17 protein-coding genes are annotated in these 21,469 nt (G+C 58.6%); 5 read left to right on the forward strand and 12 right to left on the reverse strand.

The genetic code is table 11. The annotated features are described in order from the left end of the window. Positions 1-32: 32 nt before the first annotated feature. Positions 33-212 carry a CsbD family protein gene (locus ACVOMB_RS13895; protein ID WP_481531716.1) on the forward strand — a complete coding sequence of 60 codons (180 nt, stop codon included), beginning with the start codon at positions 33-35 and terminating at the stop codon, positions 210-212. A gap of 138 nt (positions 213-350) precedes the next feature. Here ACVOMB_RS13895 and ACVOMB_RS13900 read toward each other — a convergent pair whose 3' ends face one another. Both ACVOMB_RS13900 and ACVOMB_RS13905 read right to left on the reverse strand, forming a co-directional pair. Next, positions 351-659, reverse strand: coding sequence for a DUF3817 domain-containing protein (locus tag ACVOMB_RS13900; RefSeq protein WP_481531733.1), 309 nt, complete (start codon positions 657-659; stop codon positions 351-353). Between the two features lie 79 nt (positions 660-738). Beyond that, entirely contained in the window at positions 739-1,671 is a 933-nt protein-coding gene (locus ACVOMB_RS13905; RefSeq protein WP_481531717.1) for a CorA family divalent cation transporter, read from the reverse strand. Positions 1,672-1,884: 213 nt separating this feature from the next. On the opposite strand from ACVOMB_RS13905, the gene ACVOMB_RS13910 reads away from it, so the two are divergent. Beyond that, positions 1,885-2,178: a hypothetical protein gene (locus tag ACVOMB_RS13910; protein ID WP_481531718.1), complete on the forward strand. Its 294-nt coding sequence runs from the start codon at positions 1,885-1,887 to the stop codon at positions 2,176-2,178. Between the two features lie 326 nt (positions 2,179-2,504). On the opposite strand, the gene ACVOMB_RS13915 is transcribed toward ACVOMB_RS13910, so the two are convergent. The 7 genes from ACVOMB_RS13915 to ACVOMB_RS13945 form a co-directional block, all read right to left on the reverse strand. Beyond that, positions 2,505-2,900: a hypothetical protein gene (locus ACVOMB_RS13915; protein ID WP_481531719.1), complete on the reverse strand. Its 396-nt coding sequence runs from the start codon at positions 2,898-2,900 to the stop codon at positions 2,505-2,507. Positions 2,901-3,147: 247 nt separating this feature from the next. Further along, positions 3,148-4,239, reverse strand: coding sequence for a DNA glycosylase AlkZ-like family protein (locus tag ACVOMB_RS13920; protein WP_481531720.1), 1,092 nt, complete (start codon positions 4,237-4,239; stop codon positions 3,148-3,150). 87 nt (positions 4,240-4,326) lie between these two features. Further along, positions 4,327-5,280, reverse strand: coding sequence for a hypothetical protein (locus ACVOMB_RS13925; protein ID WP_481531721.1), 954 nt, complete (start codon positions 5,278-5,280; stop codon positions 4,327-4,329). 297 nt (positions 5,281-5,577) lie between these two features. Next, positions 5,578-7,530, reverse strand: coding sequence for an alpha/beta hydrolase family protein (locus ACVOMB_RS13930; protein ID WP_481531722.1), 1,953 nt, complete (start codon positions 7,528-7,530; stop codon positions 5,578-5,580). 107 nt (positions 7,531-7,637) lie between these two features. Further along, the gene (locus ACVOMB_RS13935; protein ID WP_481531723.1) at positions 7,638-8,612 is read right to left on the reverse strand and encodes a hypothetical protein; all 975 of its coding nucleotides are present in this window, start codon (positions 8,610-8,612) and stop codon (positions 7,638-7,640) included. A 54-nt stretch (positions 8,613-8,666) separates the two neighbouring features. Beyond that, positions 8,667-9,860: a GGDEF domain-containing protein gene (locus ACVOMB_RS13940; RefSeq protein ID WP_481531724.1), complete on the reverse strand. Its 1,194-nt coding sequence runs from the start codon at positions 9,858-9,860 to the stop codon at positions 8,667-8,669. Between the two features lie 225 nt (positions 9,861-10,085). Further along, positions 10,086-10,460, reverse strand: coding sequence for a hypothetical protein (locus ACVOMB_RS13945; RefSeq protein ID WP_481531725.1), 375 nt, complete (start codon positions 10,458-10,460; stop codon positions 10,086-10,088). Positions 10,461-10,638: 178 nt separating this feature from the next. Here ACVOMB_RS13945 and ACVOMB_RS13950 point away from each other — a divergent pair, with 178 nt between their 5' ends. Then, positions 10,639-11,580: an HNH endonuclease gene (locus ACVOMB_RS13950; protein ID WP_481531726.1), complete on the forward strand. Its 942-nt coding sequence runs from the start codon at positions 10,639-10,641 to the stop codon at positions 11,578-11,580. 337 nt (positions 11,581-11,917) lie between these two features. Here the strand turns inward: ACVOMB_RS13950 and ACVOMB_RS13955 are convergent, their stop codons facing one another. From ACVOMB_RS13955 to aceE, 3 genes are all read right to left on the reverse strand, one after another. Then, positions 11,918-13,990, reverse strand: coding sequence for an NACHT domain-containing protein (locus ACVOMB_RS13955; protein ID WP_481531727.1), 2,073 nt, complete (start codon positions 13,988-13,990; stop codon positions 11,918-11,920). A gap of 603 nt (positions 13,991-14,593) precedes the next feature. Then, positions 14,594-16,750, reverse strand: a complete 2,157-nt coding sequence (locus ACVOMB_RS13960; protein WP_481531728.1) for a GNAT family N-acetyltransferase — start codon at positions 16,748-16,750, stop codon at positions 14,594-14,596. A gap of 106 nt (positions 16,751-16,856) precedes the next feature. Beyond that, positions 16,857-19,544, reverse strand: coding sequence for a pyruvate dehydrogenase (acetyl-transferring), homodimeric type (gene aceE / locus ACVOMB_RS13965; RefSeq protein ID WP_481531729.1), 2,688 nt, complete (start codon positions 19,542-19,544; stop codon positions 16,857-16,859). 395 nt (positions 19,545-19,939) lie between these two features. On the opposite strand from aceE, the gene ACVOMB_RS13970 reads away from it, so the two are divergent. Continuing rightward, positions 19,940-20,437 (forward strand): PadR family transcriptional regulator, encoded by a 498-nt coding sequence (locus ACVOMB_RS13970; protein WP_481531730.1) that lies wholly within the window; start codon positions 19,940-19,942, stop codon positions 20,435-20,437. Positions 20,438-20,524: 87 nt separating this feature from the next. Then, on the forward strand, positions 20,525-21,316 hold the full coding sequence (locus tag ACVOMB_RS13975; protein ID WP_481531731.1) for a siderophore-interacting protein: 792 nt from the start codon (positions 20,525-20,527) through the stop codon (positions 21,314-21,316). Positions 21,317-21,469: the final 153 nt, after the last annotated feature.

A 21,469-nucleotide genomic window follows, 5' to 3' on the forward strand; every position in this document is an offset into this window, starting at 1 on the left:
TGCAGCGAGGCAGACGTTTCCGGAGACTGTTTGTGGACCGCAACCGTGTTGAAGGCACCAAACACGAAATCAAGGGTGCCATAAAGGAAGCTGCTGGAAAGTTGACAGGCAACAAAACCCAGCAGATAGCCGGCAGCATGGAGAAAAATGCAGGAAAGGCTCAGAAAGCAATGGGAAAGGCTGCTGACGAGGTAAAGCATCGACATTCATGACGAGCGCAACACTCCGCAAGAACTGCTTCCGCAACGTATGTAACCGGAGCCCGTAATACCCGGTGTCACTGCTGGTTCAATGGCGCGACCGTGTGGAAGCCGGCCGCGCCATCACATCATTGTCAAATCAAAACCGAATCAAAGCGGACGCTCGGACAACAGACCGATGCGACGGAACCACATTTCCAGCGGCACTGTCACCAACGGCGGCACCGCTGCCAGCAAAGCCAACAATACGGCCCACAGCGGCCAACGCAGCTTCACCCAGGCGTACAGGGTGACCACGATGTAGAACAGAAAGGCCAGGCCATGCAGGCGGCCGAACAGCCACACCCCAAGCTCGGTGGTGCCGGTACCGTACTTGAGCAGCATGCCGATCAGCAGCCCGGCCCAGGTGACACCTTCAATCAGTGCGGCGGCGGCAAACAGCTTGCCAACGGGGGTCATTGGTTTGGCAGACATCGATTCCATCAGGGGTTCGAAAGAGCAGCGATTGTAGGCGAGAATGCGTCGCATCCGCGCACAATCAGATCCAACCCCGTCGCTTGAACCACAGCAACGGCACCACGATGCTCAGCCCTACTACAGCCAACGCAATGGCGTAGCCGTAATGCCAATGCAATTCCGGCATCGAGGCGAAGTTCATGCCCCACACCCCGACCATCACGGTCGGTGGGATGCCCACTACCGAGGCCACGGCCATCACCTTCATCACTTCGTTCTGGTCCATGTTGATCAGGCCGAGCACGCTGTCCAGCAGGAACTCGTTGCGGTCACCAAGCTGCTGCTCGAACTCGCTCAGCGAAGTGAGGTCCTTGACCACCAGCTTGATGCGTTTGGGCGCATCAGCGCCAAACCAGTCCGGCGTGGATTCATCCAGATAGCTCATCATCCGCAGCATCCCATGCAAGGTGTTATGCAGCGCACCAATGCGTCGCCCCATCAACCCCACCTCATGCAGCATCTGCTCCAAGCGACGTGAGGCGCGTTTGCCCTTGGGCTTGTAGAAGGCCTGCCGCGAGAACTCGCTCATCGTACTTTCCAGCGATTCCAATAGATCGGCCAGGCGATCGACAATGTGCTCGATCATGCGCAGGAACAGATCGCCCGGGCGAAGACAGGGATGCTTGCCCAGCTCCTCCTCCACGCCTTCCAGCGCATCGATGCGGTGCTCGCGCTGCACCACCAGCGCATTGGGTGCAACCACGAAACCCAGCGGCCCGACGATATGTTCAACCTCGTACTGGAAGCGCGGCAGATTCAGCACCAGCGCCTCGCCCACCACGCGCACCCGGCTGCTGAACTCGATCTCGCTGATGCCGGCACGGTCGGGAATGCGGAAACCCACCTGCCTCGACGCCAGCTCCAGCTCTTCCGGCGTCGGTTGGCACAGGTCTACCCATAACGATGCGGGCGCTATGCCGCCGGCTGCGGTGGCGAGGGTGCGGCATTGGAGCATGGCGTGATTCCACTTCTGGACCAGCGCTCATCCTCGTCGCCAGCGCACCCCGAGTAAAGCCACAGGCAGCCCAGGCCTACGGCCGTGCCCCCAGCAACGGTTCACCAAGGCCACCAGCTGTTCAGGCAAGAACAAAGGAGTACCTGCGCTCACGGTTGCAAAGCGCGCCCGCCTTCACGCAAGCTCGCCATTCCTTCAACCAGCGGTCCAGCCATGCAAGACAACATCATCCAGATCATCCCCGCCGACGGTTGGGTAGCCGTATTCGAAGAAGCCGGTGACGAGAGCGCGCAGAGCCTGGTGTGCTTTGCGGTAGTGGAAGAAGCCGGCAAGCGCGCCGTACGCCCGATGCTGGCCAACGGCAAGCAGATCAGCTTCGCCGACACCCTGCCCAACTTCGTCCGCGTCGAAGAAGCTGACGCCTTCGAAGAAGAGGATGAAGACGAAGAGGACGAGGAAGAAGAAGAGGAAGAAGGCGAAGAAGAGGAGGAGGAAGAAGAGGCGTAAGCCGCTTCTCCCAAGCTCGCATCAAGCACCAACCTTGCTGAAGCTCCACCTGTAGTGGGGGGGGGGGGGGGGGGGGGGGGGGGGGGGGGGGGGGGGGGGGGGGGCGGGGGGGGGGGGCGGGGGCCCCCCGCCACCCACACCCCCCCCCCCGCCCCCCCCCTCGCCCCCGCGCCCCGCCCCGGCGTGCCCCCTCCCACCCCGCCCCCCCCCCCCCCCCCCCCCCCCCCCCCACTACGCCCTCCCTTTCGCGTAGCGAAGGGGAGGGTTGGGGAGGGGTTAGCTCTTGGCTGGCTGACACAGCAATGGCTTCGCGGCTTACGCCGCTCCTACGTACTGGCCGCCGATGCGCGCCGCAGCGCGAGGTTGTAGGTAGTCGCATAGATGGCCGTCACCGACAACGGCACCACAATCGTACGCAGGATCTCCGGCGTACCAGCCAGCCAGTGAATGCTGCTGAGCAGACTCAACGAAGCGATCACAGCAACCATCGGCGGCACCCAATAGCCAGACCTCCCAGGCAAGCGGGCGGACAACGCCTCGATCATGCGCTTCAGGAACAAAGTGATCAGTGCCGACAATGTGCCCTGCACCAACCCCGCAATCAACGGTCGCGGCATCGGATGCGCCAGATTGGCGAACGTGGCCCAGCTGCCCATGGCAACGAACGCCACAGTCATATGCAGGGCACTATTTCGAGCTGCTGCGGTAGTGGTCGGCGACACGCGTTTTATCCAGTGGGTGGGACAGTAGAGCGACGCTGCAGCATGACGGATGCAGTTGCCATGGTTCAACTCGTTCGTGCCACCCCTGCGGCCTGAACACGAAGAGCAGACCGGCAATTTCGGCCCGACAACCGGATCAGCTGATAGGAACCACGGGGCGGTAATAAACACCGCCGATATGAGACCACTTCATCTCCGAACAGTGGGCGTGCATATGGACTGCGCCGCAGCCACCAGAAGCTTCAACTCAGCGCTCCAGACCAAGAAACAACCGCATGCGCGCCAACTCCGCATCCAGTTCCTGGACAAAAGCAGCATCCCGCGGGGCTCGCCCTTCAACGTACTGCAGCTGAGCACTCAACGCTCCAGCGGCAACCGACAGATTGCCCCAACCAATCACCCGATCACCCCACAGTAGCGGCAAAGCGTAGTAACCCAGCTTGCGCTTGGGTGCAGGGGTGTAAGCCTCGAAGCGATACGCCCAGCCCCAAAGCAACTCGAAACGGCGACGGTCCCATACAACCGGGTCGAACGGCGTCAGCAGCCTTACCTGCGCATCCGGTTTCCAGCGGCGGCTTTCCGCACGCTCGTCAGCTGGCCAAACCCAATCCACGCCATCCACCCGCGCCCGCTGCAAACGTTGCCGCGCACGCAACAGCGCAGCCTTGCGTGTGTCTTTCCACTGCGGAACGCCATTGCCCAGGTAGGCCACTAACTGACCGAGGCTGGCATCCGGCAACGGCGCGTACTTGCCAACAATCAGGTCGATCAGCGCATCCATTCGCGCGTCGATATCGCTCCTGTGCACCGGTGGCGTCGCATCGCGCGTCGCATACACACGCGTACCACCATCGCGCCGCGCCACCCGCAGCAGCCCGCGATAGTGCATGCCGTCGAGCAGCTGCGTGCTGGCGTTGGACGAGCCACCAAACCAGTTGGTGGTCTTGCCATGCGCGAAATGCGCATCCACTTCACGCGGGTGCACCGCGCCACGTTCAGCGATGAAGGCCTGCACCGCCTGCGCCTGCTTCCAACGTGCCGGCGTCCATTCCATCCGCGCTTGCCTTGGGTGCATCAACGCATGATGCCCACGCGGCAGGAAGCCATAGTTGACGAAGAAATCCTCTTCCAACGGCAGGCGTGGATAACGCCGTTCCAGCTCACCAGCCTGATAACCCACCACGCGATGCCGCAGGGTCAGATCCTGCGCCCGCGCAGGTGCGCGGATCGGATCGGCCTGGACGAAGCCCAGCTTCTCGATCGCCCGCATCAAGCTTGTTGGCTTGAACAGTGAACGGGCAACGGCGTAGCGACGGAGATGATCGAGGGTAAGGGCCATTGGTGCATGATGCCAGCAATCGACCCGCCCGGAAGTCGATCCGGGCACTCATCAAAGCGCTCGCCCAACCCGCCCAACGATCGCCCGTCAGCGCAGCCCAGTAACAGAGCGACAGTAATACTCAGCCAGTGCAAAGCTCAGCGGCCGCTGCTCGGTCAGCTTCCACTCGGCCGCAAGCGCTTTGGCATCCACCCGGACCACCTGCGCTTGGACGCCGCGCGACGCCAGTAGCGCGGGAAGCTTCTTGCCGAACTCACTGGTATTCGTCTCTTCGCCAGCGACGATGCAAACAGGCATACCCGGGGCGATAGGCGCTTCTGCGATCATCTCCTCCAAGTCCTCGATGCTGTCCTCATCGTTATCCAACTCATCGATGCCTGCGTCCTCTTCGGCGAGCCGGTACTGCAGATTATCGGGATCCATCAACATCACCATCAACGATGGCGTATGCACCGGCTCGGCCGTGCACTTGGAAGCTATCGTCCCACCCTGGACATCGGTAACGCTCCCGTCCTGCGCTACCCGCCGGATTGCGATACCGCACTGCCTCCCAGCGAAGTCACGGATCATGTCGCCCTCGTAATCCACACCCGGCTCCGGGACAAAGGTGGTGTTGATGCCGCGACCACGGTTGCAACTCCACCCAGAGCCATTGGCGATGTTCGCCTGCAACAATACGGGCTGGCCAGGCACCAACGGATGCTCCGCGTAATACGGGCTAGCCCATAGCTTGTCGCGAGACGCCAGATTGCGCGTGCTCTCGGTTTCCGGAATACCGAGAGATTCATTTTCCTTCTTCTTTCCGACCAGCGCCCTGAAGTTATGCCCCAGCGAACCAGAGGCCTCAACCTCCTCGTCATACTCGTCCTTGCACCGTGCATTGGTATACATGGTCAGCCCAACGCCGTTCTGCCCGAACAGACGGATGCGCGCGGGCCGATCGACCGTTGCGGCAGACTGCTGCACGGGAACATCTTCTACGGCGTAGGCGTCCGCGCAGGTAAAACCCGCCAGGGCCAGCAACAACAAACGAATCTGCATTTACTCGACTTCCGTTTCGACAAGGATTAGATGAGGGAAAGACACCCCAGCAACCCAGCGTACTTAGGCTGGATAACTTGAACTGGACTTTCCCGGGGGTGAGATTCTATCGTGCAAACCTAGGATCGGAGTCAGATTTCCTGGGCTGCCGGAAGCGGTTTTAGATCCGCTCCAGCATTTCCGCAAAGGCAAATGACAGTGGCGCAGGGAATCAATACAGTCGGCATTACGGCGTTGATATCAGCGCCTGTGCGCCCATCCACGCAGCGCTACCGTTGCTCCGTACAACCTTCGCCCTTACTTCGCCGCGGTCGCTCCGCCCAAGTGCTGCCCGACGAACGACAGCAACCGTGCGTAATACTCACGTCGGTGCGCCTCGGTATAGAAGCCGTGGCCTTCGTTCGGGTAGTACAGGGTTTCCACAGGCACGCCAGCGCTCTTTAGCGCCCGCTCCATGCGTTTGCTGTGCTCGATGGGTGCGCGCTCATCCTTGCCGCCGGCTGCCAGGAACACCGGTGCCTTGATGCGATCGGCCAGGTTCACCGGCGATAGCGCCCCAAGGTCGGCGCGATCACCCAACCATTGACCAGCCCAGGTTCGGCCCGAACTACTGCGGTTTGAGGCATTGCGATGCATCAGTTCAAGGTCATAGACGCCTACATAGCCGGCGGCGCAGCGGTAAAGGTCGGGATCTCGCGCCGCGCCCATCAAGGCCGCGTAGCCGCCGTAGCTGGCGCCGTAGATACAGATCCGCTCGCGGTCGGCCACGCCTTCAGCAATTGCCCAGCGCGTGGCATCGGCAAGGTCGTCCTGCATGCGCCCGCCCCATTCGCGGCTACCCGCATCGGTATACGCACGGCCGTAGTTGCCCGAGCCACGGTAATTGACCCGCAGTACCGCGTAGCCTGCAGCCGCCAACAGCTGTGCATCGTCATCGAATCGCCATTGGTCGAACACACTGAATGGACCGCCGTGCGGCAGCAGCACCATCGGCCTCGGTCCGCTCGCAGGCTTCAGCGGCTCGGTCAGATAGCCATGCAGCTGCATGCCATCGCGTGCACGAAAGCTGACGTAGCGTGAGGGCGGAACCTGCTGCGGCTCAAACCACTCGCGGCGGCTGAACATGCGATCAGCCTTGCGCTCCTGCGTGTCGAACAGGAAGTAGTCACCATTGTTGCGGTCACTCCATACGAACAACAGCGCATAGCGGCCATCGCTGGTGGCTGAGGTCATGCGCACCGCGTCGGTGCCGAATACCTTTTCGAGACTGCGGTAGAAACGCGGCGTACGCGCAGCTTCATCAAAGAAGCGGTTGCTGATACGTTCGTTCATGAACGACACGCCGATAGGCGTCTTGCCGTCCATGTCATAAAGGACCTGATACGGATCAACCAGCGGATCACGCAGCAGTGTCACTTCCTGGCCGCTGGCCGGGTCCCAGGACACGATGCTGTCCGGCCCACTGGCATGCTCAACCTGCAGATAGGCGAGCTTGCCATCGGCACTGAAGCCAAGCGGGAAACGACGGTGCCCGCTGCTACCGGCGTCGTTGATCAAACGCCAATCCTGCCCACGCGCCTCGCGGTAGAACAGCTTGGAGATGTTGTCGGCCTTGGCACCCACCGCAAAGCGCACCTCACCGGCCTGATCGGACACAAAGCTGGCACGCTGTACCGGCACCTCGGCAATCCGCACGCGGTTGCGACTGTAGATATCGAGCTTCTCGATACGAACGACAGGATCGCTAGCTACCGGCACCGCCGACACCAACACATTGCGTGGATCGCCCGCCAGCGGATCGAGCATGTAGACAGACTGCTCGAAGGTATTACGCATTTCCGTGACCAACCCGGGCTGCGTGCGCACGCCGTAAGGGCTGGCCAGCAACATGCTGTACTTGCCGTCCACATTCACCGCATACAGTTCGCCAATCGCCACCGGCTCATCACGCGAGCCCTGCTTGCTCGATAGCGACACCACCACCCGCTCGTCATTGGCCCACCAGAAATCGTCAACCACCGAATCCGGTCCGCCCATGATCTTGGCAGTGAACGCATTGTCCTCGCGCCGCAGGATCAGCAGCGCGGTGCGGTCTTCCAGCGGTTTGGTCACCGCAAAGTGCTTGCCGTCGGGCGAGATCTTCACCCACTCGTAGACATCCTGCTGCACGAACGGCGTGATATCGATGGAATCGCCAGCCCGTACTCCCGCCGACACTACGTACAAAACAAGCGCCAACCAAAACCGCATATCGCCCCCTCCTTGGCTATCCAGCCCCCGCTGGTAGGCGGAGCATAGGTGAAAACCGGGGTCAGAGTCAGGTTCCTGGATAGCCCTGCTGCCTTGAAGCCGACGCCCTATTCCCTGGCTTGGCGCTTAGCGAGATCTGCGCTGCACTGAAGCCCAACCGCATGCTGCACCCGATAGCCAATTTTCTGAGCCATCGCCTCCATACCATCAAGGCGCGCATGCAGGAAGCTATTGGCCGGCAACAACGCCCTCAAATGCTCACTGATGGGATTGGACCAGTTCTCAGGTGCCGAATCCCTTCTGCTATTGGGCTCGCCCAAGCGCCAAGGCAGCATCAGCGCCTTCTGCGATTCGGAGTGCAGCACCTGCCGTCGCCCATCGGCCAAGATCAGTTGAATGACTGCAAACGGATAGTCATCGGTCCAGCTGATGCCATCGCTATACAGGTCATCCACCAGCGTCTGCACGCCTTGGTTCTTGACGTACTGGGCGCCGACCAGCCGCTGCGTTGCTTTGCTGCAGCCGTTCGACGGAAAGCTCTCCCAGTCTCCGCTGGGGATCAGCTCACCACGACGATAGTGCGCGGCAACACCACGAACGCCACGCCCCCGATCCCAGGCCGGCTCGCGAATCGCGTCAACCAAGGCCGCCACTGCCGCGGCATCAACATCACGGCGCAGGCTTTTGCGACCACCATTGCGGTCCTCGTAGCTGCCCTGCAAGGTGTAAGCCTGCTTGCCGGCCAGCCGCTCAAACACGAAGTTCTCCTCGATCATGTCCCAGCCCATATGCTGGTAACTGATGAGGATGCGGACGGGTAGACTCTCCACCTGCGCCGCGGCCGTCGCCGGCAGCAAGAACACCAGCAGCAGGAGCATCGGCACCCCGTCTATCCAGCGTAGACACCGACGCAGCAAGGCTGCAGCGCAACCCGGATCTGTTCGGCCGCAAAGCAAATAGGGAAAGCAGATAGGAAGGCGTTCGATGACCGAGCGCCCGTCAGCTCGCCCGGCAAACACTTGCCAGTTCAACGCAGGCCCAAACCGGGATCGCATGCCCTCTCCTCGAAGTTCAGTTGCCACTGCTTGATGCAGCATCGCCCAAGAATGCCAGCAATCCGACCCGGGCACAGACAGCTAGTGAACCGTATCCAGCATTGCATTAACCCGACTCTGACCCCGGTTTTGCTCCACGCGGTTGCGGCCGGTGTTCTTGCCGCGGTACAGCGCCGCATCTGCTTGCTGCATGGCGTGGCTCAAACCTGCCGCGCTGGCAAAGCTGTCCGAGACGCCGATGGTCACCGTGCAACGCAGCCCCTCGTAGCGCGCGCCCTGCAGCATCACCGCCTGCTCGATGCTGCTGCGTACACGCTCGGCCACGCGCAGGGCCGGCGCGTCGTCGGCGCCAATGCAGATGGCCGCGAACTCTTCGCCGCCCAGCCTGCAGACCAGGTCGCCCTTGCGCACCGAGGCGCGCAAGGCATCGGCAACGCCGCACAGCACGGCATCGCCTACCTGATGGCCATAGGTATCGTTGATGTTCTTGAAGTGGTCGACATCGACCAACAGCAAGCGCGCTGAAGTGCCGGGGCGTCGGAAGTAGGAACTCAGCTCCGTGCCCAAGCCACGACGGTTCAGCAGCTTCGTCAGCGGATCGCGCGCCGCCATGAACCGCAGTTTGTCGGTCAGTCGGCGCAGCACCAGCCAGACGATCGACGGCGGCAGGATGGTCGCCAGCGAGCACATATAGACATAGAAGATCATCGAGAACTGGCCATCCATGTTCAGCGCCTCGAAGCCGCCGGACAGCAGCTTGCTGAGCTTGATGACGTTCAGCACGCAGATGCCGCTGATCAAACCGGCAAACAGCAACACCTCGCCGCGCAGGTCCTTGGCGAAGCTGCGCACGCCGTACAGCAGCACCGCCACCATGCTGACAAACCACACCGCACAGGTGCCGGCCAGCAATGCATAACGCGCCACCGGACCCACCGCCCAGTTCACCAAAATCTGCAGGAGGCTGTAGCCCACCGCCAGGTACAACAGCGGCCTGGCCAACGGCGTAGCAAGGCCAAAGAAGCGCGCCCCGCCCACGCAGTACCCCAGCAAGGAGCACAGCGTAAGCGTGTGGTTGACCATGCTGATCCAACTCCAGCCCGGCGGCCCTTCCAGCAGCTGCAGCACGTAGGCCCCACCCAGCATCAGGTTGGCCGCCGCAAAGACATCCATACCCATCTTCTCGTCCTGAAGGCGACGACTGATGAGTTGGAACATCAAGCTGAAGCTCAGCAGGTAAACGCAGAGCATGCCGACTAGGAGGGTGGCGATCATTGGGTGTTCGACTTAAAGGGCAGGCGAAGGCGCGCCGCCCACCTCATGCGGAACGACGGATGCCAAACAAGAACTCGCAACGCTGCCGCTGATCCCCCGGCACCGCGTTGTCCCCGCGCGTATCGTACCGAATTCGGTTGGGGTTACGGGGTTTGCGGAGGATTGGATGAGGCATGTAAACGATTACGGGCGACTCTTACGATAGGCCGGGAAACCGGCTTTGCTTCAGTCGACGTAGCGCGAGCAACGCACGTCCCACCTCCCCTGCGCCGCTACGAACAACGAGACCAGCTGGACGAGCGATCCACACGGCGACAGCGACTGTAAGTCCTCTTCCCGAGCATCCCGTAGCCCCGCGAACTCATGAAAGGCATGGTCCAGATCGTTAGGACCATCTTCATGATCGCGCCAGTGCTGCGGATACAGTGCTGGCAGCAAAACCTGCTCCGGCACGAAAAACTCCCCCTGCTCCAAACAGGAACCAATCGCCGCTCCGGCATCCCGTACCTTGCCGCTCAGTAACACCGCGCCATGCGTCTTCCAGTTGCCTGCATCACGATACAAGTACTCCAAGACAGCAAATCCCTTCTCCCTCTCCATTTCTCACTCCCGCTGACCAAAGAGCAGCGAGGTTGCCCTGGGCCAGTCCCACTGGCTGAGATGGAAGATTTGGTGCCGCTCGCCTACCATCCTCCGAAAGGGGGGAAATCTGAATGGCTAATGCGATCTTTACTGCTTTCCAGCCGACCAACTTCATCTGCTGCATTGAGGCAGATCGATGAGCTTCTGGTGGGTTAATCACAAGCAGACGCGTACTCACGAGGTCCGCGGAGGCTATTTGTGGTCTCCGTACCGTAACGCCAATGGCGCATTCAATCAGAGCTACGAAAACATGCGCCACGTAAAGGTTGGCGACACCGTGTTTTCATACGGTTCGGGGTACATCGCATATGTCGGCACTGTCACGGCTGCTGCGGTACCGGCCCCAAAGCCCGAGGAATTTGGCAACGTAGGCGACAACTGGTCGGATATTGGCTGGCTAGTCGACGTGCACTTCGAGCAGGTGGGCCAGCCTTTGCGACCTGTCGATCACCTGCAGCAAATAGCCCCATTGCTGCCAGATAAGCATTCCCCCATCCAGAAAACTACTGGGCACGGCAATCAAGGCTGCTACCTGGCCGCGATCAGCGATGCGTTGGGCCATATTTTGCTTGCACTTCTAAAGATCGACCCGAGACCTTGGCTCCATCATCCCGCCATTGAGCAAGTGCCTGCACCGGAGCTACTGGAGGACTTGCACGTGATCGAGCACGATCCAAACGTGCTTGAGACGCAGCGCCTGCACCTAGCCAAAGCACGCGTAGGCCAAGGCTTGTACCGAAAACGCGTGATGTTGTTGGAGTCCGCTTGCCGCGTAACCGGCGTGGAAGATAGCCGGGTACTCATTGCGAGTCACATCAAGCCATGGCGCGCGTCCAGCAACATCGAGCGCCTCAATGGTCACAATGGCATCTTGCTGTCACCGCATGTCGACGCGCTGTTTGACGACCACCTGATGACGTTCGAAGACGACGGACGCATGCGCTTTCACCGGTCACTTTCTCTGGACGTACTGGATCGATGGGGCATTGATCCGCAGAAGAAGCTTGATGGCTTCAGACCCGAACAAACGCCTTTTCTTGAACAGCATCGTGCTGCGTTCGTTCAAAAAGCCACTTGATACCCAACTAATCCAATAGGAAATGTACGGTAGAGATGGGAATCAATACTATTGGCGACTAAGCCAAATCGACTCTGATCCCATTTCTCTGTTACATAACCCGCCCTAGCGGGCGGGTTGACGCGCACCCTATCGCTTCAGTCCTGGCCGGTTAGCTTTGCTATATCAGCTGAGAATTTAAGCGACTCTGCCGCCTATTTCCACATAAGCGATCTTTGACCTGCCCACAAATCTGACACAATCGTTCGCTGAGATTTGGCCGGCCGCAGCCGACAGGAGCCAGAGAGGAATTAACCTGACTCTGACCCAAACTTTCCAATTAACCAGACCATGTTCGTCATCGCTGACGTTTCCCTCCCCCACTACCCCACCTCTCTGCAGGCGCCACAACTGCCTTTTCATGGAAAATGTCCCGCACAGGGAAGGAAGCATCCTCCTGCGCAAATCCTCGCGCCTTTATAATCGCAAACTTTTTCCCACCAAATAAAGCACGACTACCCCCCTTTAATATCCCGAATGGCGCCAAGGGACCTCGCTCAGTAAATCCAGCTATGAATTTAAAATGCGCACAACCATGTTCCCCATCGAAACCAGCTGATATCACACTGCAATAATTTGCGGAATCGACCCCAAGGAAATCAGTAGAGCCATCACAGAATGTAGCTGCATGAAACTCGGCGCTGCCTACGCCGCGACTACGGAACTTGCCAACAAGATGCTGAGTTCGCCTTGAAGACCAACTTCCCATAGATAGTCCGCGAGCCAATCTTCCCGTCAACAACACCTGGCTCAGAACAGCTTCCCGGCTAGACCAAACCGAAAGAAAAGCATCCACCCCACCCTCACGAGATTCACCCGAGAGAGAGATACGGATATCAATAAGCTTGGCATGAGGATCGGCTAGGTCGGTCATTGCCTGCAGATGCTCGCCGAGCAATGACGGCCTACCAAGGGCATCAACAACCTCCGCTCGACAGATGGATCCCGGGTCCATTACTTCATCTGACAAATGAAGCAAGCTAAAATTTGTCGAATAACCTAAACGATTCTCCGCGCTCACCACTTCAATTGTTGATCTAGACCCCAAACGACCAATGAGACCCGATTGATCAATATTAAGCCTATCAAACATAAAGCCTATTATCTGATCAGTAATATCAAGCTTTCGAGGGGACGTCCCAGCGATAATCCCCTCAGCTACGAAATACTCCAATATCGAACGATGAGCAAATTTACATCTCCCGTCATCCAATCTATTCAGCAGCGATCGCCCTGTCAGCAAATCTGATCTAATATCAATCTTCCACTCTCTAGCCAGAGCAATTACTTCGTCGCGACTGCAGAATTCGCCACCGCGAGAATGTCGCTCATCAAACAAATTGAGCGCAAGGCGCTGAGAAAAGTTAAGCAGATCAAGTGGTACTAGCCAATGGCTCTCCCTTTTAGCCCAGGCAGACACAATCGCCTGGTAAATATCAGCGAGTGACATTTGCTCAGATCGATTCGAGATCTCCAGAACATCTGCGAGATGCGCCAGTAGCATTGGCCGCATAGATAGCGAAGGAACTCTATCGACAAGGCGTGCAGCTCTCCTCCTTCTTAAAATAGCGAACGGGCCGGGCATTGCCCTCCGCAGATACTGCCTGATCTTCCGCTGATCAAATGGAGCGATGTAGAACCGCTCGAATTCATACTCCTTTGACATCCCCGCAGGTGTTGCCCCTGTGCGCAGTGCGCCCGTGGCAAGGGGGATTTCCGAATCAGAGGAGAAGAACTGACTCCTACAGGTTATCACGACCGCTCTAAATGAGGAGGTCATCTGAATAAGCTGGGCGAGCCTCTTTTCCACCCCTTCAAGAACCAATGCATCCTCATCGAAAGCATCCATAAGGACAACAGTTCGTTTTCGATCAGAAATGGGGACCGCACTTATATCGACTTCATAACCAGGCTTTGATAATGAAATCAGTAATAACTGGAAGCCTCGGCGACCCAACCACCCCATTCGCCTATGAAAGTAGTTGATTAGAAACGTAGTCTTTCCCATGCCACAGTCTGCAAAAATGAACAGGAATTTTTGCTGCCCGAGCTCGGACAAAAAGCGGTCAAGTGCCTTAAATAAATCTGACTTCTTGACTGCGAGCGCATCGGCCATATCCATTTTCGCTGAGGGGTCAATTGACATAAACTCATGCATTACATACCCCCTCAATGCCGCGCGCACCTCCAGTTGCTCGAAGGAGATGAAGTCTCTATATCGTCTGAACGCAAATTGATAAGCTAAATAACTTAGCTTCTTTGCGAATATTTTCATCCCAGCAAGGACTAAAGCAATTAAGAAGGCAACCACCTTCGCCTCCAGGGCATAGGCATCCCAGAGTCGCAGCAATTGCGTAGCGTATTCCCCCACGTCGCGCCCCTACGCTGACATCAGCGCCACCAGAATACACCGCTTCTTGCAATCGGTCACTTGATCGCACGCCAACCACTTCGAGTCGGGTCCATCAACCCAATCACAACGCCAACTCAAACGCTCGCAAAGTAGCGCAAAATGCGATCTACTCTTCTAGCTCACTTTGGCGATAGCTTTCCCGATTCTGCAACCGCCCTTCTTACAGGATGCCCACTATGCAAGTGAACAAAGAACTGCGGCGGACAGAATCCCGAACTTAAAGCTCTAATGTGATCAAGCGAAATAGACTTCTTTAGCCGAAGCGGCCTTACTAACTCGAGAGCTACACCCAGCTCAACGCCTTCAAAATAATCAAAAAATTCGCGCTTACTTAACCCGGACACTTCGCCATATCGCCTCCATAACTGCGTCGGCGAAGCGCTACGAACGGAAGTAATGTTTGCACTTCCCTGAATAGAGCCGACAGGCATCTTAACGTAAATCCACATCGTGTCGCCGGCCGCCACGTTCATCTTTCTGCGCCGGAGTTCTACGAGCTTCCGGCCGGAAAAAATATTATCTGCGTGTCTCGCTTCCAGTGACACCAGGATGTGGCCAGCCTCAATCATGCCCGAATGCCTCGACAACGATCTCCCTTACCTGCTTAGCATTAAGAGGTCGCGTTGTTATAACGTCATTAGGCCGACCGCAACCAATACCTTTCATAAACTCCAATGACACAAATTTTGGAAGAGGAAAAATATTATCAAAAACCATAACCGTCTTATTCTCTGCAACTCCGATAGCTCGCACCTTTGCTGGATCGAGTGCAGATGGCTTGAAATCAGAGTCGGTCATATTATCGCACTTTTTTAAGTACGCCTGGCGAACTCGACCGACCGCAACGATTGCTGATCGCCCCTTACGCCGCTGTGATTCATAGAAGAAGGCCAAAATTCCGGGTTTCAAATACTTGACAGCCTTAGGATCACTAAAGAATACCTTGCTATTGAACAACGAGGATGAGCTGGAGGGCAATAAAGACAATTGCTCAGAATGGCCAAGAAGCTCTTCCGAAAAATCCCTCCGCACCGGCACAACAACGCCCGCTCGTCCCGGTAGATAGAATATTGCTGGCGACAAAAGCGTCTCAATCTGGTCAATTGTCAAATTGACCTTATTTCCATTTGGAGAGTGCAACTCTAGGATCTGGTCAATGCCCCGAAAAACTGGAGGACACTCCGGAAGACGCGGACCACCAGCCCCTTCTAGAGATACGCGCGTACTGCCCCAATTCGACTCAGTAACAAATGTACCCAATGTCGATTTAATAAGAGAAGAATCTTGCCCAGCGGACCGAAACCCAAGCCCATTCGCCACCTCCCTAAGGCTAGATTGTCGCTGCGGCAAATCCAATCTTATTTGCCGCGGACCTACAGATGAGATTCTCTCGACAACCTGCATCAACAACGCTCGCGCTACGTCGATAGCCGAATCATGTGCCTCGTCTGCTGCAGCACGAACAATATTGACACCCGAATGAGACCAAACAGGCCAGGCAACATAACCAACGCACCGACTTTCTTCCCAAACTGCGAACTTACAGGCAATTCTCCCTGTGACGTCAGGAGGTAACCAGCCTGACGCAATCGCTGACCCACTAACTCCCACCCTACTCAAAAACTCTACAACTTGGCTTTCTTGTGCTCGAGAAACCTGTAGAAAAGAGAGCGCCACGCCAGATCGATCCGCGTATACCTCACTTGAATCAACTACATCCTTACGCAATTGAAACGCCGCTGGAGATAACACCGAGACTCCGTATTGCCTCTCAATATCTCTAGCGGCCGACAGAATAGCCACATCATTGGTTATCAACCCGGCCAATTTATTGACAATAGAGGTAACCACATGCCTAAGATCCGAGATCTGATTGGCGTTTAGCCCCAACTCAGCGTTGGCGGGAAAAATAGTCTTCCCGAGGGCATCCATCAAGTCTCCGGCTACTTCATCTGGAGAAACCGGGTAACAAGGAAATATATCTAGATACGCCGCCATGGGATCTGTACGCCGCTCACTGTAAGCAGAACGAGAAAGTTCGGCACGAATTTCCGTGCTTATAGCCAGCCTGCAAACACTCATCTTCTCCGCTTGAAACAAAGCTATTGCCTCATCCCTGCGGTAGCGTCGCGGATTGATATCAAATAGAACGTTTAGATCGAGAAGAAAAACCGGCAGATCTTCCGCTATTGGCACCTTTAGTCCCAGCGGATTGTCTCTTGATACGCCACTGGGGGGAAACAACTGTGGCGTTTCGAGCTCGTGCACCAGAACTTTAATTTGCCTGTTTGTCGTCCTCCCGCCCCTCTCGGCACGTTGGACATAGAACGACTGTGCCTCCCAGAATGCATTAGCAGCAGTTAGATCCTCTGCGACTCTGGCGTACACGGAAATAAATCCATCATCAATAAGCGATGCCTTCAACTTATTTAGTAAGGTCGTCGCACATTTAAATTTTCTGTACTTTTCCAGAACGAACATTTGGCGAACATGTGCACGGGGGAACCTTCGATCAAATAACAGATGCCCGGCGTAGACCGGAGCGCCACCGCTTATCTCAAGAAGTACATATAAGCCATCCTTCTGTGCGAACTGCCTATAGACGCTTGCTTGCAAAAAACCGAGTGCCGCTTTATTCGTATCCGCCCCCATACGAACTTCATCGACATACCTCTCGGTCTTTTTGTATCCATCGACGACTTCAAACAAAAGCCCCATGCTCCCTCCAATATCCATACTGGATCGCAGCCAAAAAATCACGCAGACTTAACATAGCAAAAGAGCGGCCATTCGGCCGCCCTTTTGCTGTTGTCATACCAAAAAATCAAACCCCAACAGGATTAGCCTTCTCCGGATCAATCCCATACTGCTTGATCGCCCGTGCAACATCCTTAGCCGTCATCTTCCCGTCCTTAGCCAGCGCCGCAATGGCCGCATGCGCGATGTAATAACGGTCAACCTCGAAGAAGCGACGCAGGTTCGCACGCGTATCCGAACGGCCGAAGCCATCGGTGCCCAGGATCGAGTAGGTGGCCGGCACGAAGGCGCGGATCTGGTCGGTGTAGGCGCGCACGTAGTCGGTTGCAGCGATGACCGGGCCCTGGCGGCCTTCCAGCAGCTCGGTGACGTACGGCTTGCGCGGTTCGGCTTCCGGGTGCAGGCGGTTCCAGCGCTCGGCGTCGAAACCGTCGCGACGCAGTTCGTTGAAGCTCGGGCAGCTCCAGATGTCGGCGGTGACGCCGAAATCCTTGTCCAGTAGTTCGGCCGCTGCAATGGCTTCGCGCAGGATGGTGCCGCTGCCCAGCAGCTGCACGCGCAGCTCGCCCTTCTTCGGCTTGCCGGCGTCGGTGAGCAGGTACATGCCCTTGATGATGCCTTCGGCTGCGCCTGCCGGCATGGCCGGGTGGGCGTAGTTCTCGTTCATCAGGGTGATGTAGTAGTACTCATCCACCTGGTCTTCCATCATGGCCTTGGTGCCGTGCTGGAGGATGACGGTGACTTCGAAACCGAAGGTCGGGTCGTAGCTGCGCACGTTCGGGATGCCGCCAGCGACGATGTGGCTGAAGCCATCTTCGTGCTGCAGGCCTTCGCCGTTGAGCGTGGTACGGCCGGCGGTGCCGCCGAGCAGGAAGCCGCGGGTACGCATGTCCGCTGCCTGCCAGGCGATGTCGCCAATGCGCTGGAAGCCGAACATCGAGTAGTAGATGTAGAACGGCAGCATCGGCACATTGCTGACCGAGTAGCTGGTACCGGCCGCCATCCACGAGGACATGGCACCCGGCTCGCTGATGCCCTGCTGCAGCACCTGGCCGCCCTGGTCTTCGCGGTAGTACATGAGCTGGTCGGCATCGACCGGCTTGTACTTCTGGCCGTACGGCGCGTAGATGCCGATCTGGCGGAACAGGCCTTCCATACCAAAGGTACGCGCTTCGTCGGCCACGATCGGCACGATGCGCGGGCCCAGCTCCTTGTCACGCAGGCTGATGTTCAGCGTCTGCACGAAGGCCATGGTGGTGGAATAGGTGCGCTCGCCGGATTCCTTGAGCAGGCGCTCGTAGCTTTCCAGCTTCGGTGCGACGAAGGACTTGTCGGCCTTCTGGCGACGCTGCGGCAGGTAGCCGCCCAGCGCTGCACGACGCTCCTGCAGGTACTTCATTTCCGGCGAATCCGGGCCCGGGTGGTAGAACGGCACCTGGCCGTCCTTGAGCTGTTCGTCGGTAACCGGAATGTTGAAGCGGTCGCGGAAATGGCGGACCGATTCGTCGTCCAGCTTCTTGGTCTGGTGGGTGGGGTTGAGCGCTTCGCCAGCGCTGCCCATGCCGTAGCCCTTGACCGTCTTGGCCAGGATCACGGTCGGCATGCCCTTGGTGTTCACGGCCTGGTGGTAGGCGGCGTACACCTTGTGCGGGTCGTGGCCGCCACGGTTCAAGCGCCAGATGTCGTCGTCGGACAGACCGGCAACCATGGCTGCGGTTTCCGGGTACTTGCCGAAGAAATGCTCGCGCGTATACGCGCCGCCGAAGGCCTTGCAGTTCTGGTATTCGCCGTCGACGGTTTCCATCATCAGCTTCTTCAGGACGCCATTGGTGTCCTTGGCCAGCAGGGCATCCCAGTAACCGCCCCACAACAGCTTGATCACGTTCCAGCCGCCGCCACGGAACACGCCTTCCAGCTCCTGGATGATCTTGCCGTTGCCGCGCACCGGGCCATCAAGGCGCTGCAGGTTGCAGTTGACGACGAAGATCAGGTTGTCCAGGCCTTCGCGGCCAGCCAACGCGATCGCGCCCAGGGTTTCCGGCTCGTCCGACTCGCCGTCGCCGATGAAGCACCACACCTTGCGGTCGCTCTTCTCGATCAGGCCACGGTTTTCCAGGTAACGCAGGAACTGCGCCTGGTAGATTGCAGCCAGCGGGCCCAGGCCCATCGACACGGTCGGGGTCTGCCAGTAATCCGGCATCAACCACGGGTGCGGGTACGACGACAGACCGCCGCCGTCCACTTCCATGCGGAACTTGTCCAGCTGCTGCTCGCTGATGCGGCCTTCCAGGAAGGAACGCGCATAGATGCCCGGGGCGCTGTGGCCCTGGATGAACAGCAGGTCGCCCGGGTGGTTGTCGCTCGGCGCGCGCCAGAAGTGGTTGAAGCCCACGTCATAGAGCGTGGCGCCCGATGCGAACGAGGCGATGTGGCCGCCCAGGTCGCCCGGCTTGCGGTTGGCGCGCACCACGGTGGCCATCGCGTTCCAACGGATGATGGAACGAATGCGCCATTCCAGTTCCGCATTGCCGGGGCTCTTGGCTTCCAGCTGCGGCTCGATGGTGTTGACGTATTCGGTGGTGGGAGAGAACGGCAGGAACGCACCCGAACGACGGGTCAGTTCAACCATGCCTTCCAGCAACTGATGCGCGCGCTCGGGGCCCTCGACATCGATAACGGCCTTCAACGACTCGATCCACTCCTGGGTTTCCAGGGGATTCGTGTCGTTGTTAAGCATCTCGTTCAACCAGTTCATTAGCGCTCCCAGTTACTGCACGCACGCGCGCGGTTTTCGTTATTTTGAGCCGTAGAGTTTAGCGCACCCGGTACCTAGCAAAGCTGGCTACGCATGCGTATGGAGCACCAAGAGCCAGTGTCTGCAAGACAAATGGCGACAGCTCCCATGCACCGGCAAGGACAGCCAGGGACAGGCGCCACACCCTTGTGCACGCGCCCAATGGCGCTAAACACCGGGCGAAGTTGCCATCAACAGAGGTCAGGGCGGTGACAGCCGGGTCATGCTGCACTGCAGCAATCAGCGAGAAATGCAAGCCCTGCTGGTCTGCACCGTCCCATGGGAAGCGACGCCATTTGCGCCGGAAGAGTTTTCGATATATCGTTTTGCGCAAATTCGATATATCGAAAACTCCAATGGCCAGCCCAGAACCCCGTCGCTCCCCCACCCCGCGCCCCTTGGGCCGTGGCGATCTGCGCCTGTTGCTGCTGTCGCTGATCGCCGAGCAGCCGCGCCATGGCTATGAGCTGATCCAGCAGATCAGCGAGATGTTCGTGCGCGTCTACACGCCCAGCGCCGGCTCGGTTTATCCGCTACTGGCCGACTTCGAGAAGCAGCGCTGGGTAAGCGCCGAGGAAGACGGCGGGCGCAAGCGTTACCACATCACCAGCCTGGGCCAGTCCCAGCTCAAGCTGCGTGCCGAGGACGTGGAGACCGCACGCATGCGTGCACGCCACAACTCCCGCGTCATCGCCAGGGAGAGCCTGCCGGCGCCGCTGCGCGATGCCATGCACCAGTTCACCCACTCGCTGATGCTGCGCAAAGGCGACTGGCAGGACGCCGATGTCGCGCGCATCGCCGGCTTGATTGCAGAAGCCACGGCGCTGGTGCAGCAGGCATCGCAGCAAGACTGATCCACATCACCGTTGTTCACTACGACCCAGCCAGAGCGATCCAGCCAGGTCATCCCGGCCTTGCCGACACTGACCCCAGGTACCCCCATGTCACAGCATGAAACCCAATTGATCCGCATGACCCCGCGTTTCCGCCAGCTGCAGGTATTGCACACGGAACGCCTGACCCCGAACATGCAGCGCATTGTTGTAGGCGGCGATGCGCTGGAAGGTTTTGACAGCCGCTCACCGGATGACCACGTGAAGCTGTTCTTCGCCAATGCCGAAGGCGAATTTGTATTGCCGGAACTCACCGAGCAGGGCCCGCGCTACCCGGAAGGCAAGCAGCCTTCACCGGCGCGCGATTACACGCCGCGTTTTTACGATGCCGATGCGGGCGAGCTGGTGTTGGACTTCGTTTTGCACGGTGATGGCCCTGCGACCCTTTGGGCTGCCAATGCCAAGGTAGGCGACGAGTTGGTGGTTGCCGGTCCGCGTGGTTCGCATGTGGTGGCCGACGACTTCGACTGCTATGTGCTGATTGGTGATGAGACGGCGCTGCCGGCGATTGCGCGGCGTTTGGAAGAACTGCCGGAAGGCGCGGTAGCCGAGGTGTTCATCGAGATTCCGGAAGAAGGTGATCGGCAGCCGCTGGAGAGTTCAGCACAGGTAACTGTGTCGTGGTTTGAGCGCAATGGCTTTGATGCTGCCAGCAGTACTTTGCTGGAGGATGCGCTGGTGGATTTCGAGCAGCCGGATGGTGATACGCACTACTGGATTGCCACTGAGTCACGGCGGGCGCGGATGATGCGCAAGTTTGTGGAGGGGCACCTGCAGGTGCCCAAGGAATGGATACGCGCGACCGGGTATTGGAAGGCGGATCCGAACGAGGTGGAGTGATTGCTTTTAGCCCCTCCCCTTCGCTGCGCGAAAGGGAGGAGGCGAAGCTGTAGTGGGGGGGCCGGGGGGGCGGGGGGGGTGCGGGGGGGGGGGCCCCCCCCCCCGGCGGGGGGGGGGCGGGGGCAAAAGAACCACACCCCCCCCCCCCCCCCC

This window comes from Stenotrophomonas sp. STEN018 (assembly GCF_056760235.1).